Here is a 16,623-nt window from a genome sequence, read left to right as displayed (position 1 = left end):
CTTATTAGTTTTCTTTAGCCAGCGGATATTTCAATCCATCCGCCGATTTAATTTCCATGGTGACTGCACCCACTATAATCTCTACCTGAGCCTTTACAGGCACTCTGTTTCCATCATCTGTTATCCAGAGATACAAAGCGCTGTCCTTTCTGAAAATCCTGCCAGGCTCAATGGAAGGACTGAATTTCAGACAGCGTATATTCCCCAGTTTACTTTTTATAACCTCTTTGCCAACATATTTAATTTCCAGCTGATGTATCCCATCTCCCAAAAAGTAATTCAGCTTAAACTTCTCACCAGGTTTGAGTTTGGAAATATCCAGACTCCTTGCAAAATAATAAGCCGAAACCAGATCAAAAGTCTGGTTAGTCGGAGCAGTGAAAGTACCCCGGTTGGAAACTACTTTTTTTGCTTCCTGGGTAAATCTCGCCTTATCTTTCCGTGTATAACTCGCTTCTCTGACATCCTCCTGATAAAAATAGGGAGTCAGTTTTGTTTTATCTATATAAGAATCGTAATGATCCCTTATTTTATAAAAAATATCAAAAGTACCTGATGTTTTTGCATCAACAACCAGTTTGTAGGTTTCATTATCTTCAAATCTGAGATCCGAATTCATGACTTTAATCGTCGCTTCTGCTGCTGTAATAAAGCCATATTTCAATTTATAGGACAAAACCTCACCCGCCTGAAAAATTGGTTCTTTCTTTAATGGTAATTCCTGAGCTTCTGCATTTACGATGGTAATCAAAAACACTAACAGCAAAAATAATTTTCTCATACCCTGTTTAAACAAAAACTCATCCAAAAAACTAGTCCTTTCGTTTAAAGATAGGAACTGTAGAGCAGGGCTCACCATACATAATACTTTTAACAACAGGTGTTAATAAAGTAGTAATTTCTACATAAGCCGATATCGGAACATCAATATCTGCACAGCCCTTAACCACAACCCTCGCATCCTGGTAAACCGAAAGGTCGACTTTAGCCAATGCTTTATTAAACAAAACAGCCTCCAGAGTCTCCAGACTTCCAAAAACAATTTCATTTGCATAAGGCTTCAGTTTATTGGCAAGCAGCATGTAGGCCCAGGTTGGAACTATCGCATCCGCACTGCAGGTTACGGCAATATTTTTACCGGCATAAGCAGCCCAGTCATGTGTCTTGATAAATTCCCTGAAATCTTTTTCCCTTAACATTAATCCATGAAAAAGATTGTCCTTAATATCATAGACTACCCTTTCGCCTTTATCATAATAGAGTTCCAGATTAAAAGTAACTAAACCACTGGCAGCAACCTTATTAACTATATTTTCCTGAATATCCATTTGCTTCTTAAATAAAAAAACCGGAAGTGATGTACTTCCGGTTTCAAAATTACGTAAAATAAGATTAATAGAATTTCACTCTATTGTCTTTTATATCACTTTTATCCTGTAATGCCTGGAATGCTGCTCCCAATGACTTCTGAGCTATTGCCTGACGCATGATTTCTTTTTGTTTGTAAGTATTTCCAATTGGAGCAGGATTACTGAATCCATTCACTGTAAATACATATACGCCGTGCTCACCGTCAACTGGTTTAGATAATTTACCTGGTGCAGAACCAAATACAGTACCTATCAGTTTATTCTCCTGTGCCGCTCCCGGAACAATCGGGTTTGAAAACACAATATTTGTAACAGGAGTAACTGTTTTACCAACTTTCTGAGCTATCTGTGCAAGATTACCTGCGCCTTTAGCAGCATTATTTAATTTTTCAGTCAGCATCTTAGCTTTAACAGCATTGATAACCATTGGCTCAATATCCTTTTTGATTGCATCCAGAGGTAAAATACCTTTTGCTTTGATGTCAGTCACATGCGCTACAACAAAAGCATTATCCATCTGATAAACTTCAGATAATACATCTCCTTTTTTAGCTGCAAAGCCATCACGGATCAACTGACGTGGATTATCCAATCCAGGTGCATAACCCTGGCTACCTGTAATTCTATCTGCGATAGCTACAGTATAACCTAGTTTTTTAGCTTCAGCACTGAAGTTATCACCTTTAACAGCATTCAGGAAGCTCGAAGCTTTTTTGTAAGCCTGATCTTTAGTTTTGCTGCTTGGTGTAAGATTTTTCTCAATATAAGCCAGTTTAGCTACTTTAGAAGAACCGATTTGTTTTTCTATTTTAATTAAGTGTACACCGAATTGTGAGCGTACTACCTTAAGATCACCAACCTGACCATTAAATGCTGCATTCTCAAATTCAGGAACCATCTGGCCTCTTGAAAAAGTACCCAGTTCACCACCTTTATCTTTCGATCCGTCAACACTGTAAGTTTTAGCCAGAGCTGCAAAACTTGCACCTTTCTGGATCAGGGATTTTAAAGAGTCAGCCATTTTCTCAGCCTTATCAACACCACCTAATTTAGTTGCGTCTAAAAGGATATGACTTGCTTTTACTGAATCCGGAGAGAAACGCGTATCGATAACTTTAACCAGTTTATAAGAATTTCCTGTGAACACTGGTCCGTAGAAGCTTCCTGCTGGCAAAGCAAATACTGCCGAATCAATTTTAGGATCTAATTTACCTTTATTGATATAAGCATATGGAACTTTAACATCAGAGTTAACTGCCGCAAATAATGAATCACTTTTTGAAGCTTTGAAATCAGAAGCTAATTTTTCTACCTGAGTTTTAACCGCAGCAGAATCTTCTTTAGTTGGATTAACACTGAAGGCAACATATTCAAATGAACGTGTCTCCGCAGGGTTATCAAATCTCTTTTTGTTGTTATTGTAATAATCTGAATAATCAGCGTCTGATGGCTTAACAGATGCATCAGGAATACTTGCATAATCCAGACTCACATAGTTAAAGCTAGCCAGTTTATTTCGGTTCTGATACTCATCATTAGCTTCCAGAGAAGTTACGTAAACAGAGTTTTTAATCAGGTTACCATATTTCTGTTGTAAAGCTTGTTTTTCAACTTCAGCTTCCAGCAGATCCCACTGTTGTTTCAACTGAGGGTTTGTTGCCTGTTGTTTCAACGAATTGATTACCGCAGCACGGTCAACCTGACCAGTTTGAGGATTACCAAAATACTGAACGATCAGCGGGCTGGGATTTTTACCCTGATATAAATCGAACAATTCTTCACTGGAGATACCTAAACCTAAACGGTGATATTCTTTAGCCAGTAGTAAAGTAGCTAATTCACCATTCCATGCATTGTCAACAGCCATAGCTGTCATTTGAGGATTAGCACTACCACCGTACTGCTGTTTGAACTGTTGTAAATTCTGATCTACTTTAGGACCAAATTCATCGATGTTGATGTCCTCACCATCCACTGACCCAACAACCTTTTGAGATGCTGCCCAGAAAGGCTTTCCTACGTTAATTGCATCACCGACTAAAAATGCAACAATTGCAAAACCGATGGCGCCCACTAAGATAATGCCCATGCGATTCCGCAAAAAAGTCATAAAACCCATAATATCTATTATTTATATTTTTAAAGAGGGCGCAAGATACAACTTTTGCTAAAAAAAGAAAACAATTTAATGTTTTTGAATAAGGGCTTGCAAAAACCCCATCAGCAAACCAAAAACAGCTGATGGGATTTTTCTTCAATAAACTCAAATGTTATAAGGTTAAACCCACACGAACAAAGAAACGTCTGCCGTTACTCCCCATTTGCACTGCGTCAAATGGCCCTGCAGGTTCATTGTTATAAGCATATCCTTTTGCTCCTTTAATATAACCCAGATCAGGGTGAACATTAAAAATATTGTCAGATCCTAAGGTAATACGTGCAATTTTATTCAACTTAAACGATAAGTAAACATCACTGACTACTTTACCGGTATAATTATACAAATCCGGCAAAGGTCCTGATCCGTTATCTGCAGGCACAGTAGGATAAATACCTGACCCATCCCCATATCCGTAGATATCTACTTTACCGAAATAGGTAAAACGCATTCCTGCAGTAAAATCTTTATGTCCGAACTCAGGATTTAAAGAGAACTTGGTAGCCGGAGCTGAGGCCAGAATGAACTTCCGCTCCCTTGAACTCAGAAAAGTTTCCTGTAAAGCTTCCGTTCTGCCCAGTATTGGCGGATAATTAATCTTATCAATAGTCATATGCTGGAAATTTCCGGTAAATAACATTCTGTACCGGTTATCTCCAATAGTTTTATTGTAATCCAGTACTACATCCAAACCACGGTTAGTTGTATTTACTGCATTAGCGAAAAACTGTGCAGAACCTACATGAAGTGCTTTCAGTGCATCGGTAAACGATGGATCAAGCGTCTTGTCTTCTGCGCTGAACTGCCCCGACAGTACCACACGGTCTGTCACCTTGATGATATAACCATCAACCGTAATACTGAATTCAGGAACAGGCTTAAAGGTAAACCCTAAACCGGCATTCCTGGATTTCTCCTGTTTAAGACTTTGTATCCCTGCTGCCTGGGTAATCGGGCTATGATTAGGCGCAATCTTAACCTCCGAGATGATAGCTCCCTGCACATTGGTAAATGTAGAACTGTAATTGATCTGCTGTAAAGATGGTGCACGGAAACCCGTACCCACCGAACCACGGACATTAAAGTTATCTGTGATTTTATAACGGGTAGCAAATTTAGTATTGAAATTATAACCAAAATCACTGTAGTGCTCCAGACGATTAGCAAAATCAATCAGCCATTTTTTAGTGATGTCGACTTCAAAATCAACAAATCCACCAAATACCGAGCGGTTCGCATTCGCAGCATCACCCGGCTGAAATCCCGGAAAGCCCTGCGATCCGGCCGCTTTCACCCCACTAGGATCATAGTTTTTATAGGAAGCTTCCTCCCCGGAAAAGATTTTGTACCGTTCATAACGATATTCAGCACCAAAACCCAGGTTAAATCCCGATAATACTTTGTCAAAATGTTTGCTGAAATTCAGGTTACTTGTATTCTGCAGAAAAGCAGAACCGCCGTCATCAAAATGAGTTTTTCCTGCGCCTAAAGAAGCATTAAAGGTCTTTTCCCCGTAAAAGCGAAAGTTGTTATTTCCTGTATTATTACTAAAATCCCATGACCACGCATCTCCAAAACTCCCTTTCAGACCAGCAGCAAATGCCAGATCACTATTATGCGTTTCAATTAACGGATTATAATAAGAATCTCCGTTTGGTGTATTAAAAATCACGCCATCCACAGGAATTAAGGTCCCGTCAGGCTTTGTTGGAAAACGATCCGGTCTGGCCAGAAAATTTCTCGAAAACGCATAAGCATCTGATGCTTTGTAGCTAAAACCACCAAAACTGTAAAACGTAGTTTTTGCACTCACTGGAATCTCATTATTGAAAAATATAGTTCCATTCTCTGAAGAGCCGTCACCATTAGCCCGTCTTGCTGTATTTACAGGCAGTGCTTTAGGGTTTGCTGTTGCTGTATCATGGACCTGTCTGTAAGTTTTTCCATTTTTTGAATAATCTGCTGTAATATTTAAAAATCCTTCTTTCCCTATTTTAAAGCCGTAATTCGCATCTATATTAACTGCATTTCCATCAATAGCTCCTCCATGAGGATACTGATTGGCAACAATACTCTTTCCACTGTTAAATGCCGGATCGTAATACCCCGAATAACCTGCGTTGATATTAAACTGGTTTACAGATTTTTTCAGCACAATGTTGATTACCCCCGCAATCGCATCAGAACCATACTGAGCAGAAGCTCCATCTCTCAGAATTTCGACTCTTTCAATTGAGGCAGTAGGTATCGAACTCAGATCCACTCCCGAATTCCCTCTGCCCCTTGTTCCAAATACAGAGACAAAAGCAGTAGAATGCCGGCGTTTACCATTAACCAGTACTAAAGTCTGATCAGGTCCCAGCCCCCTTAAAGTACCCAGCTCAACATGATCCGCTCCATCAGATCCGGACTGCTTGTTATAATTGAATGAAGGTGCCGCATAATTTAAAATATCGGTAAGCTCCATACGGCCCGTAGTAGCCGCAGATTTGCTGACATTGACAATATCAACCGGAACAGCTGTTTCCAGCTTTACCCTGCCGGCAGAACGTGTACCGATCAATACCACCTCATTTAACTGCGCAGTATTGCTCTCCATGGTTACGTCGATTTTTGCATTGGTTCCAACAGTCATAGTTACCGCTGTATAACCTGTATAACTAAAAATCAGCTGATCTGCCGGACCTGCCTGAATAGCAAATTGTCCATTTTGATTGGTACTTGTACTCAGGGTACCTCCCTTCACACGTACAGACACACCCGCAATAGTTTCTTTGCTGGCTCCATCGGTAACAGTCCCGCTAATTACTTTTTTTTGTGCAATTGCCATTTCTGCAAACAGAAACAGCAGTATAACAATACCTGATAATTGTTTTTTCATAGATTTTGGATGATAGTTTTGGTTTAGGTAATAATAATATTACATTAATATACAACATTATTTGACCCATACTACTAACTGCCAATATTTTAACCTTAAAACCCCGGGTTTACAATGCATTTTATCCCAAAGAGACCTGGATATGCAGTCTTTTTCATCATCAGGAAAAAAATCAAACTCGTTTGACAGAAAATAAACAAGAATTAACCTATTCCCACACTATTAAAAACCAGGAAGCCCGCGAAAAATTTCCGCGGGCTTCCTGGTATAAATACTTTCTGCATAAATCGATTAGAATTTATCCCAGAATAGCTTTGTTGTTACTTTATCACCACCAATTGCTGCAGCTGCAGCAGCATAATTAGTACCATTCAATTGTTGTTCATTATTTGGATAAGGGAATCTGGCAGGAAAAGTTGATCTCGCACTTACCGGCGGCGTAACCTTCGGATAATCCAGTCTTCTTAATTCAGTCCAGCCGTTAAATGGACGACTATACAGTGAAATCCATTTCTGCACACCGAGTTTCTCCTTCCAGCTACCTGAAGCAGTCGCATATGCGACATCCGGTCTGGCCAGATAAGCCGCAGCTTCGGCAGCTGTACCTCCCCAATAGAGAATTGAGGCTGTAACAGCATTATTATAATGTGTTTCGGCACTGCCAGACATAGCAAAACCTCTTTCAATAGCTTCAGCTCTGTAGAATTCAGTTTCCGCATAATCCATAAACAACGACGGTTCTTCTGCTGCGTAAACTTTTTCTGCTGGTAAAGACACTAAAGAAGGTGTATTTACTTTTCCAACAATACCACCAACATAATTACCTGCGTCATTTTTATTAAAAAACTGAGATAACCGGGGATCAGATAAAGCAATCAGCTTTTTAACCAGATCTTCAGCAGAAACATAATCCCCCCGTCCGCCAGTAACAATATCAACATACAAAGGATTCTGATTGGGTGCACCTGCTAAATAAGCAAATGAAGCATTATCTGCGGCAGATGAAATTGCTCCTGCATCCGAAGCCTCAACTGCTGTTTTAGCAATAGCATTTTCTGCATCTGCAATAATCAATCCCTGCTGCATACGCAGAGAATTGGCAAACCTGATCCATTTAGCCACACTCCCTTTATACAACAGGTCTTCTCCAGCCGAAAACCCAGGACTCCCTGCATTTAACTTACTGATATCATTATTCAAACGTTTTAATAAATCCAGCGAAATTGTTTTGGCATCATCATATTTAGGAAAAAAATTAGCCGAATTCAGCGCCTCTGTATAAGGCACATTTCCGAACGTATTGACCAGTGTGCTATAAGCAACCACTTGCATAACATCCAGAATAGCCAGTTTATTTGCTTTTTCACCAGCAGACAATGCAGGATCGGCAGCAACCTTCCCCATAGCATCATCCAGGTTTTTGAGGACTTCGTTATACATTTCAGACCACCATGCCAGAGGTATTCCTCTGGTTGAGAAATCATACTGTGCTTCTTCCTGATAACTCACCATAGCCCAATGACTGACGGTAAACCTGAACACATTAGTATTTACACTCGCATTGGTAATTGCATCAGCATATTTCTTAGTTGCATATGCAAATAAGGTTCCGGCGGGTACCGTAGTTGGTTGTTTTGTTTTGGTATTTAATGAGGCAATATCTTTCTTACAGCCTGCAAATATCAGCATACCAATAAAAAATATAATCGATTTTTTCATCTTAATTGAGTTAGATTTTAGAATGATATTTTAGCGTTAAATCCTATAATGCGGGTGGTAGGATAAGCACCACTTTGAAAACCCTGAACATTACCAGAAGATAAATTCTCTTCAGGATCTGCATCCGGAAGGTTTTTATGAATAATCCATAAATTTCTTCCAAACACCGAAAGATCTACACCTTTTACCGGTCCCCATTTAGCTATGAAAGATTTTGGCAAGGTATAAGTTAGTGTGGCTTCCCTTAATTTCACGTAGCCGGCATCATAAGTATATTCTGATTGCGGCAGTCTTTTTGAATTGGCATCTACCACTACCCTTTGCGTATTAGGCTTTCCGTCAGCAGTTACACCTGGATAAATAACACCACCGCTTTTGCCATCATTGGTAACGGGATTTCTGACTGGGTTTCCCAGGTCATTAAGCCCTGCTGTATTAGGTAAAATACCCGTATAAGTAGCATAAAACTGATCTAATGACCAAACATCACCACCTTTGCGGACATCAACTAAAAATCCCAGAGAAAGATTTTTATATCTGAATTTATTATAAATCCCGCCAGTCCAGTCCGGGTTGATATTACCGATTACATTACTTGTGCTTGTTGTAACTTCGTAGTAACCGTCTGCCCCAACAACCTTTTGTCCCTGAGCATTATACACATAGTCTGCTCCCTGAATGGTGCCATAAGGCTGACCCAGGGTTGCATTTACACTAATACCTGCATTAAAGCCCGCTAACTGCAGATTCTTACTATCATTATACAACTCCAGTACTTTACTGTTGTTCTTCGTCCAGTTTACATTAACATTCCAGCTGAAATTTTCCGTTTTAACCGGAGTGCCATACACAGATAGCTCAACTCCTTTATTTTGAATCACACCTGCGTTTACATAGGCACTTTCATATCCAACAGCTCTGGAAATTGCAACAGGAACAATCTGGTCTTTACTTTTTGCAGTGTAATAGGTGGCATCAAAACCCAGACGTCCTTTCAGAAAAGACATATCAAGACCTACTTCCGTACTTGCTGTTTGCTCAGGCTTCAGATTAGGATTATTTATCGTTATCGGGTTCCTGTACACGATACTGCCTCCGTATTTATTTTCCGGAACATAAGAGTTCACAATACTCCCCCAGGGCGCATCATTACCAACTGTAGCATGATTCACCCTGATTTTACCAGAAGACAACCAATCTGCAGCCAGATGTTTGGAGAACAGCCAGCTACCAGCCAGCGAGTAATAATTATAAGCGTTATTATTTACTGGCAAAGTTGATGATCTGTCTCTTCTGAATGTTCCGTCAAAAGTCAAAAACTCTTTATAAGTCAATGTTACACCACCAAAATAGCCATCGACTTCTTTTGGTTCATACTCTTCAATAGGGGGCGCAATAGTTCCGATAGAGTTTGATATGGTATATAATTTCGGGATAAATAAACCACCATTGGTTGTGTTAAAAACACTCTTCATTGTACTTGTTCTGATATTCGTACCCAACAACCCTTTAAGATTAAGATCTTTGGTCAGGTTTTTATCGAAGTTTGCAATCAGATCATAATTGGTTTCAATGAAAGAACGATCCTGGCGAGAATATTTAGCAGCACCATTACTACCTACAGCAATACGCTCTTCCTGGGCTTCATTATAAGTATCCAATGTTACTCTGCCCATTATATTTAACCAGTCAGCCACTTTATAATTCACCGATGCATTTCCGAAAGTCCTGCTTCTGGTATCATTTTGATAATTCTGATATCTTGTCCAGTAATAATTATCAGTGAACCTTGCAACCAGGCCTTCAGGTCTGGACGGGTCTTTCCAGTTCCATGAGATATTCTTCTCTTCTCTGAAATAAGCTTCTTTCTGAGCTTTTATATCAACATTGGTCTGATACCACTGCCGGAAATTCTGATTCACATTTAAACCATCATAACCAGTACCATATCTGCCGGTTCCGTCTACTTTTGAAAAATTGGCACTGGCCGAAGCAGTCAGACGTTCCGTAATCTTATAAGTAGCCCCAAAATTCACAATATTCTTTAAAATCCTGCTATTAGGTAAGGTACCTCTTTCATCATTTCTGCTATAACCAAGTTTGATTGTCCCTTTATCAGATGCCCCGTCCAGCATAATACTGTTACTGTTGGAAACAGCCGTCTGATAAAAAGATGCCGGACCATTGGCAGCTGCAACCCAGGGCGTTTGTTTATGATAATTGGGAGAAAGCGGATCAAAAGCATCCCATTGATAAACCAGTAAATTCGGATCAAATCTTGCCCCGTATGAAGCATCCTCTCCGGTTGGCGCAACCCTTTCCTTTATCCCTTTTCCCAAAACATCGATTAAAAGGAAACCATCGCCGCTTTCATAACCGCTTGAATAACCTGCTCCGTATTCTTTCTGATATTTGGGAAATGTCGTTTTATCAATCGCACCTATAGTCAGACCACTGTTGATGACTATCCCCATGCCGCCTTGCTTTCTGCTTTTGGTAGTAATCATAATTACACCATTTGCTCCTCTTGAACCATAAAGCGCACTTGCAGCAGCACCTTTTAACACGTTTACTGATTCAATATCATCAGGATTGATATCTGCTGCTGCATTACCATAATCGTACCCGCCACCACCAGCTTTCTGAGTAGTGGTATTATTATTTGAATTATCAATAGGCACGCCGTCCACTACGAACAGGGCCTGATTGTTACCTGTCAGCGATTTATTTCCTCTGATCACAACATTCGTGGATCCACCTATGGAGTTACCCTGAATAATCTGTAATCCGGAAACCTTACCAGAAAGTGCAGATGCTGCATTGGCTGTCCTGGTTTGCGTTAATTCATCCCCTTTAACCTGTTGCGCTGCAAAAGGCAGAGAGTTTTTTGTTCTGATTTGCCCCATGGCCGTTACGACAACTTCATTAAGCTGAGTATTATCAGCTATTAAAGACAAGTTAAGAGTTGAAGATGCCGCACTTACTGCTACTTCTTTGGGCCGATAACCGATAAAAGAAAATACCAATACCGCCTGGCCTCCCACACGAATAGTATATTTTCCAGCTCCGGATGTACTTGTTCCGATTGCTGTTCCTTTTACTTTAACACTTACGCCTGGAAGCGGCAGCCCATCTTCCTGGGCAGTAACCGTACCAGTAATTGTCCGTTCCTGAGCCATCGCAGACACTGCAAAAAACAAGAGCACGAACAAACTTTGGAGAAGTTTTTTCATAATTAGAAATAATTTAGTTAATAAATGTTAATTATAGTTACTTGTTAGTCGATTATTGGTATAAACTACCAGTACCTAATATAACATTTGCAAATCATTATCAAATTATTTGTTAATAACTAGAACCATTTGTGCACAAATAAAACAAATCTTCTATTATAAAGAACAATCACAACATTAAGCTATATTATTTTAACAAACATTAACCACATATTAACAAAAACACGAATAAAACACAAAAACAGTATAAATCTCAATAATCGGAACAAATGTTAACTTATATGCATAAAAACACAATAATGTGTCATTTGTCCCGGTTAAGAAACGAGTTTAACACAACCTTAAAAATAAATTATAAGTTATAAATGTAATTACTTACGAAAAAAAGAAAATAAAGCCAGTTATACAGAGAAATCAAAAGGCACAAAATCAAGAGACCAACCTATTATGACCAATACAATAGTATGCAGACCCTAAAAAAGAGGCACACCAGAAGGATTTACCGGGAAGAGAAGAGTTAAGATATCACATGGCCAGGAAGAGGCCAGATCTGTTTTTTTACTGTGTTAAATCACCTTTAACATAAGTCTCGCCAGAGCCCTGCTCAAAAGCGACTGAACTAAAATCTTCAGGAGCAGTAAAATTAATTGCATTTAAGACAGTCCCATCAGGCCTGGTTACAATCCCCTTTGGAGAAAAGTACATTTTCTTTTGCTGGTTCCAGGTCAGCTCTTCGGTATTAAAAGTCAGCTCATCTCTTACAACAACTACGTTTTTCCTAAAAATCGTAACCTGTTCGGTTTCTTTTCTGATTGCATAGTCTGAAGTAATTGTACCTGTAACTTTTTGAAGAGGATCAAAGAAGGTAATTTTCACACCTTTGGGCATTTCCTGATATTTACTGCCTGAAGATGGATTGACCTGATCCAGAACGGGAGCATATCCCTTTGCTTTAACTACAGCAGAGTCGCTGAAAACGATTTCTACCTTTAAAGACCTGTCCTTACTGAGCGTAACTTTTTTAGAAGAAATAGTAGCCGCTTTTTTTAAGTCATCCTCATTACAGGAGCTTAAAAAAAGCGGAATAAAGCACAGTATAACTATACGTGATAATATACCGGCACTGTTCATTAATCGAATTTAAATCTTTTGAACCATGTATCATTAAGCGTAAAGCCTAAATGAAAGCTGACATAGTTTTCCTGAAGCGCACCAGTCTGCATAGTTCCTCTGCGACCAAGTTCGGTAGTGAAATTCAGTTTGTAGAATGTCCCTCTGGTTTGTGCATTAGCCAATGGCAGACCAAGACCAAAAGATATAGCCATCTGCTTAACATCTTTATCAGAAATATTAATATATGTTTTATCGTAACTAAAGCCCAGACGATAATCAACTCTTTTGAAATAACTATTGATAGACGTAATATCTGGTGTAATCTGACCCCCAATTGATGCACCCTGACTATTCTGTAATCCCTGATTTACTCCGTTGATAGAATAAGAAGACCATTTACCTGTTCTGAAATCTGCTCCAATCAACCATTTATTGTCTTTTTGAAGGGCAATCCCAAAGTTATGCACTAAAGGAAGTTTCAGATTGGATTTACCGCTTGCAATAGAATCCACAGTTTCAACAGTTACATTGCTCTCTCCCGAAGCACCGTCATATAAGTACTTACTGGCCATGAACGTTCTTGTTGAATTGATCGTAGAGGCGGATGAACCAGAATAACCAAAAGTCAGTAATGTTTTTGTGTTCAGACGGATATCATATTGTGCACCATAAGAAAAGCTGATTCCGCCAATACTGTTTTTATTCTGCAGCCGCGTAGCAAAGGCACCCGGATCATTAACAAACTCGACACCTTTATTTTCCATCAGGTTCCCGAAAAGATATTCGATATTACCACCTACCCTGAAATGTTCTCCAAAGCGATAACCATAACCGATATAAGCTTTTGTCAAACCTCCCTCACCGGAATAAACGTTATTGACTACAGAACTTGAAGGATTTCCGGGAGTACTGGTAATCGTTTGCTGATTGGAAAAATTGTAGCCCAGCTCTGAATATGGCAGTATACCAAAACTCAATGCTGAATGCTGATTTACCGGAAAAGCAAGTGCCAGGTGACTTAATGTACCATTAAAACTGTTTTCAGTAGCACCATTCTTCTTTAAATTGGTAAAAGTACCTCCAATACCCACGTCAATGGTCGTTGAAGTAATCCCGGCATAAGATGCAGGATTCTGGATATTAATGTTATTGTAGCCTGTAGGTTTATTTACCGCTGTTGAAATACCACCCATTGCTCTGAACTGGGGAAGCAGAATTCCTTTTAGATTTCCGACTCCATACTTGGAATATGGCGATTGAGTAGTAACCTGTGCGTTCACAGAAATGCTGGCCAGCAGAACTAAAACTGCAGTTATATAGTTAATTTTTTTGTACATATTCAAATGCAATGACTTCATTTAATCCTTTTAATACTAAATAGGGATCGTGTATAATTTGAGGTGCAAAGATGCTGTTTTTTAATTGTTCCAGCAAAAAAGTAGCATCCCCTCCAGTTATAACTACCTTCAGTTCTTTATTATTCTTGGCATTGAGCGCAATAAAACCCTCAACTTCGTTGATTACACCCTGTAAAACGCCATTTATGATGGCTGTCTCCGTATCAGTACCCGGAGGAATAATTTCCATTTCCCTATCCCATTTTACCAGTGGCAGCTTACCCGTGTAGTGATTTAAGGCATTGAATCTCATCTTAAACCCCAAACTTATACTGCCTCCATAATAGGCTCCCTCCTTGTTTAACAAGTCATAAGTGATACAGGTTCCTGCATCTATGACCAAACAATTTTGCCGGGGATAAGCGTGATGAACAGCTATTATCTTAGCCCATCTGTCCTGCCCAAGGGTAGATACTGTTTTATAATAATTATTAATGCCAGTATTCAGACTGGTAGAAAAAGGCAAATAATTAGTTTTGGCTTTTAAAACAGCTATTAAATCAGCATCAGACTTCTTCACACTGGAAACAGTAGAATTTGCTATTTTATATGTTGCAATTAAAGCTGTCAGCACCTGCTGATCAAAATGCTCAAGGATTTGAAAAAATACCAGCACCTTATCCTTAAAAACAGCTATTTTACTGTTAGTATTGCCGATATCTATAACAAGATTATGCATTTACCAATCCACGCTTCATGTTACAAAGCTATTAATCTTTACCAAGTTTCAAGCCGTCAAATTGTTAAAAAAAGTTAAACAAACAAAAAGAACTGTATTGTCAGAACCAAAATAAGGAACAGGCTTTCATAAAACCAGCGTTTTGCAGCGTTTGAAAAATAGTAAGCCAGCAAAACTGCACCCGGCGGCACACACAGTAAAAAATGATAAAGTTTAAAGTTCGATTTGGTATAAACACTTAAGATGGCTATCAGAAACATAAAAAACAGCATCTGAAAGGCCTTTCTTGTACTGATAAAACTTCTGAAGAAGTTTTCCCTCAGCTGTATTGCTGCCAGAACCATGGTAATTGCCACCGGAACCAATACCAGGTAATCATCATACCTGATTTTAAACATTGACGGAAACTTATTCTTTAACGGAAGCCATATTTTATAAAACATCCCGAGGTTATCATTCCAGTAATAAAAAACAGCCAGAAAAAAGATAATAGAAAGAAAACCCACCAGCCCTGAGACCCATTCTCTCCAGTTAAATGACCGGTACAACAGCAAACTCAGCCAGATCAGCAGCAGCATCATGACAAAGGGAAAATAAATTAAAGTGCCCACTGCAATAAATATCCCGATATCAAACATGATCATAATTGCATTGGGCGATTTCCCTATTTTCAGCAATTTATCCATAATCAGGATCAGCATAAAATTACAGATCAGTACCGGACTCAGAATCAGAAAAGGTCCGAATAAACTTGCTCCTGTAATATAAAGCAATGCAGGCAGAAAGCTGGGTTTAGCCAGCAATGCATGATTATTAACGATTCTGTTAAAAATAATAGCCTGAATAAAAACCAAAACCCCTGCCAGCAGAATATTACTGATCACCGGCAGACTGTCTCCTATAGGAATCTGAACCATAAATTTGGTATAGGATTCCAGAAATTCAAAATTCAACCGCACTGGCGGATTAATAAGAATAGAGATCCGCATAAAAAAAGTATATGCGAACAGCAACAGCAGGTTGATAGGGTTTAACGTTTTGAATTGATTGATCATGCCATAAATAGAAGGGCAAAGTAAAGAAATTTATCTGGCAAAAGTCCTTACAACTTTTTCAATCACCGCAGCTGTTTCATCCGGAAAATTAAATTGATGTTCCTGTGGCTCATTTACCCATTTCTGAATTACTGGTAACCAGTTTTTATTAGAGCCCCAGATTACCGGCAGGCCCATCTGCTGTAAAGCATAGGCATTACACTGCTGCTCATACTGGAACTTCATAGGAACAACCAAAAGCTTTTTCCCTAAAAACAAGGCCTCTGCAGGTCCTTCGAAACCACCGCCGGTAAATAACCCTTCAGAACTGGCAAGACTGCTATTGAACTGCTCATTGTTAACCGGACGCACATAAACATTTCCATCAGTGAAGCTAGTCCGTGTATGTTTGGAAAACACTTCCCATTTTACCTGCGGAACCTGTTTCAGTACCGGAACCAGCAATTTATCGTCAATGGCGGGCAAGTATACTGTATAATGGCCAAGATTACTGGTCTGGAGATTTCTGATCTCTGAACGAATAACCGGGGTATGTATAAAATCGTCGTATTCTTTGAAATGAAAGCCCACGTAATGGGTGGATGGCGCGTAATATTTCATCACCAGCTGTGCCCAGTCTATACTTTTTGGCTTCGGGACTTTTTTTGACTGAAAGGAAGCCTGATGGCTCAATCCTACACTTTCCACACCTTTGAGTTTACAAGCCCAGGCCGTAACAGGCTCAAAGTCATTTAAAATAAGGTTATAGTTTTTCAGGGGCAGCATGCGCATATCCTTAACAAATCTTGGAAGATTCATCGATTTCCAGGTCTCGTAATGGTTTACCCCACCCTTTTTTCCAAAAATAAAGCTGAATCCATGAAGCTGATAAGCCACCTGCTGACTTAGTTTGACATCTGCCTGTGTACCACTAATCAGTAACTCTACATCACCATGCTGCTGTAATAAGGGAACAATTTCCCTGGCACGGCTGATATGGCCGTTTCCCGTACCCTGAATAGCATAAAGTATCTTCATC

General features: G+C 39.4%; 11 protein-coding genes. All 11 read right to left on the bottom strand.

All coding sequences use genetic code 11. The features are described 5' to 3' along the window. Positions 1-4: 4 nt before the first annotated feature. The 11 genes from PL_RS16925 to PL_RS16875 all read right to left on the bottom strand — a co-directional run bounded on the left by PL_RS16925 (position 5) and on the right by PL_RS16875 (position 16,622). A complete protein-coding gene (locus tag PL_RS16925) occupies positions 5-781 on the bottom strand; it encodes a DUF3108 domain-containing protein (protein WP_041882264.1) in 777 nt (258 codons plus the stop codon). 31 nt (positions 782-812) lie between these two features. Beyond that, on the bottom strand, positions 813-1,328 hold the full coding sequence (locus tag PL_RS16920) for a DUF2480 family protein (protein ID WP_041882260.1): 516 nt from the start codon (positions 1,326-1,328) through the stop codon (positions 813-815). Positions 1,329-1,392: 64 nt separating this feature from the next. Next, a complete protein-coding gene (locus tag PL_RS16915) occupies positions 1,393-3,480 on the bottom strand; it encodes a peptidylprolyl isomerase (protein WP_316933267.1) in 2,088 nt (695 codons plus the stop codon). A 160-nt stretch (positions 3,481-3,640) separates the two neighbouring features. Next, positions 3,641-6,409: a TonB-dependent receptor gene (locus tag PL_RS16910; RefSeq protein ID WP_041882255.1), complete on the bottom strand. Its 2,769-nt coding sequence runs from the start codon at positions 6,407-6,409 to the stop codon at positions 3,641-3,643. Positions 6,410-6,700: 291 nt separating this feature from the next. Continuing rightward, positions 6,701-8,128, bottom strand: coding sequence for a SusD/RagB family nutrient-binding outer membrane lipoprotein (locus PL_RS16905; protein ID WP_348619955.1), 1,428 nt, complete (start codon positions 8,126-8,128; stop codon positions 6,701-6,703). A 17-nt stretch (positions 8,129-8,145) separates the two neighbouring features. Continuing rightward, positions 8,146-11,361, bottom strand: a complete 3,216-nt coding sequence (locus PL_RS16900) for a SusC/RagA family TonB-linked outer membrane protein (RefSeq protein WP_041882253.1) — start codon at positions 11,359-11,361, stop codon at positions 8,146-8,148. Positions 11,362-11,919: 558 nt separating this feature from the next. Continuing rightward, complete coding sequence (locus tag PL_RS16895; protein WP_052496281.1) at positions 11,920-12,492, bottom strand: hypothetical protein; 573 nt, start codon at positions 12,490-12,492, stop codon at positions 11,920-11,922. Further along, on the bottom strand, positions 12,492-13,832 hold the full coding sequence (locus PL_RS16890; protein WP_348619952.1) for a hypothetical protein: 1,341 nt from the start codon (positions 13,830-13,832) through the stop codon (positions 12,492-12,494). Before PL_RS16890 ends, PL_RS16895 begins: the two co-directional genes overlap by 1 nt. Continuing rightward, complete coding sequence (locus tag PL_RS16885) at positions 13,795-14,550, bottom strand: type III pantothenate kinase (protein WP_041882250.1); 756 nt, start codon at positions 14,548-14,550, stop codon at positions 13,795-13,797. The genes PL_RS16890 and PL_RS16885 overlap by 38 nt, the downstream gene beginning before the upstream one ends. 74 nt (positions 14,551-14,624) lie before the next feature. After that, a complete protein-coding gene (locus PL_RS16880) occupies positions 14,625-15,605 on the bottom strand; it encodes a DUF6427 family protein (protein WP_041882248.1) in 981 nt (326 codons plus the stop codon). Between the two features lie 30 nt (positions 15,606-15,635). Continuing rightward, positions 15,636-16,622, bottom strand: coding sequence for a glycosyltransferase family protein (locus tag PL_RS16875; protein ID WP_348619950.1), 987 nt, complete (start codon positions 16,620-16,622; stop codon positions 15,636-15,638). Between the last annotated feature and the right edge of the window lies 1 nt (position 16,623).

The sequence above is a fragment of the Pedobacter lusitanus genome (assembly GCF_040026395.1).
GTDB classification, from domain to species: Bacteria; Bacteroidota; Bacteroidia; order Sphingobacteriales; family Sphingobacteriaceae; genus Pedobacter; species Pedobacter lusitanus.
This window is presented reverse-complemented; position numbering and strand designations above follow the sequence as displayed.

Bases quoted from the DNA above. Each gene is read 5' to 3' on its own strand.
- PL_RS16925 (WP_041882264.1), bottom strand. From the start codon at position 781: ATGAGAAAATTATTTTTGCTGTTAGTGTTTTTGATTACCATCGTAAAT.
- PL_RS16920 (WP_041882260.1), bottom strand. From the start codon at position 1,328: ATGGATATTCAGGAAAATATAGTTAATAAGGTTGCTGCCAGTGGTTTA.
- PL_RS16915 (WP_316933267.1), bottom strand. From the start codon at position 3,480: ATGACTTTTTTGCGGAATCGCATGGGCATTATCTTAGTGGGCGCCATC.
- PL_RS16910 (WP_041882255.1), bottom strand. From the start codon at position 6,409: ATGAAAAAACAATTATCAGGTATTGTTATACTGCTGTTTCTGTTTGCA.
- PL_RS16905 (WP_348619955.1), bottom strand. From the start codon at position 8,128: ATGAAAAAATCGATTATATTTTTTATTGGTATGCTGATATTTGCAGGC.
- PL_RS16900 (WP_041882253.1), bottom strand. From the start codon at position 11,361: ATGAAAAAACTTCTCCAAAGTTTGTTCGTGCTCTTGTTTTTTGCAGTG.
- PL_RS16895 (WP_052496281.1), bottom strand. From the start codon at position 12,492: ATGAACAGTGCCGGTATATTATCACGTATAGTTATACTGTGCTTTATT.
- PL_RS16890 (WP_348619952.1), bottom strand. From the start codon at position 13,832: ATGAAGTCATTGCATTTGAATATGTACAAAAAAATTAACTATATAACT.
- PL_RS16885 (WP_041882250.1), bottom strand. From the start codon at position 14,550: ATGCATAATCTTGTTATAGATATCGGCAATACTAACAGTAAAATAGCT.
- PL_RS16880 (WP_041882248.1), bottom strand. From the start codon at position 15,605: ATGATCAATCAATTCAAAACGTTAAACCCTATCAACCTGCTGTTGCTG.
- PL_RS16875 (WP_348619950.1), bottom strand. From the start codon at position 16,622: ATGAAGATACTTTATGCTATTCAGGGTACGGGAAACGGCCATATCAGC.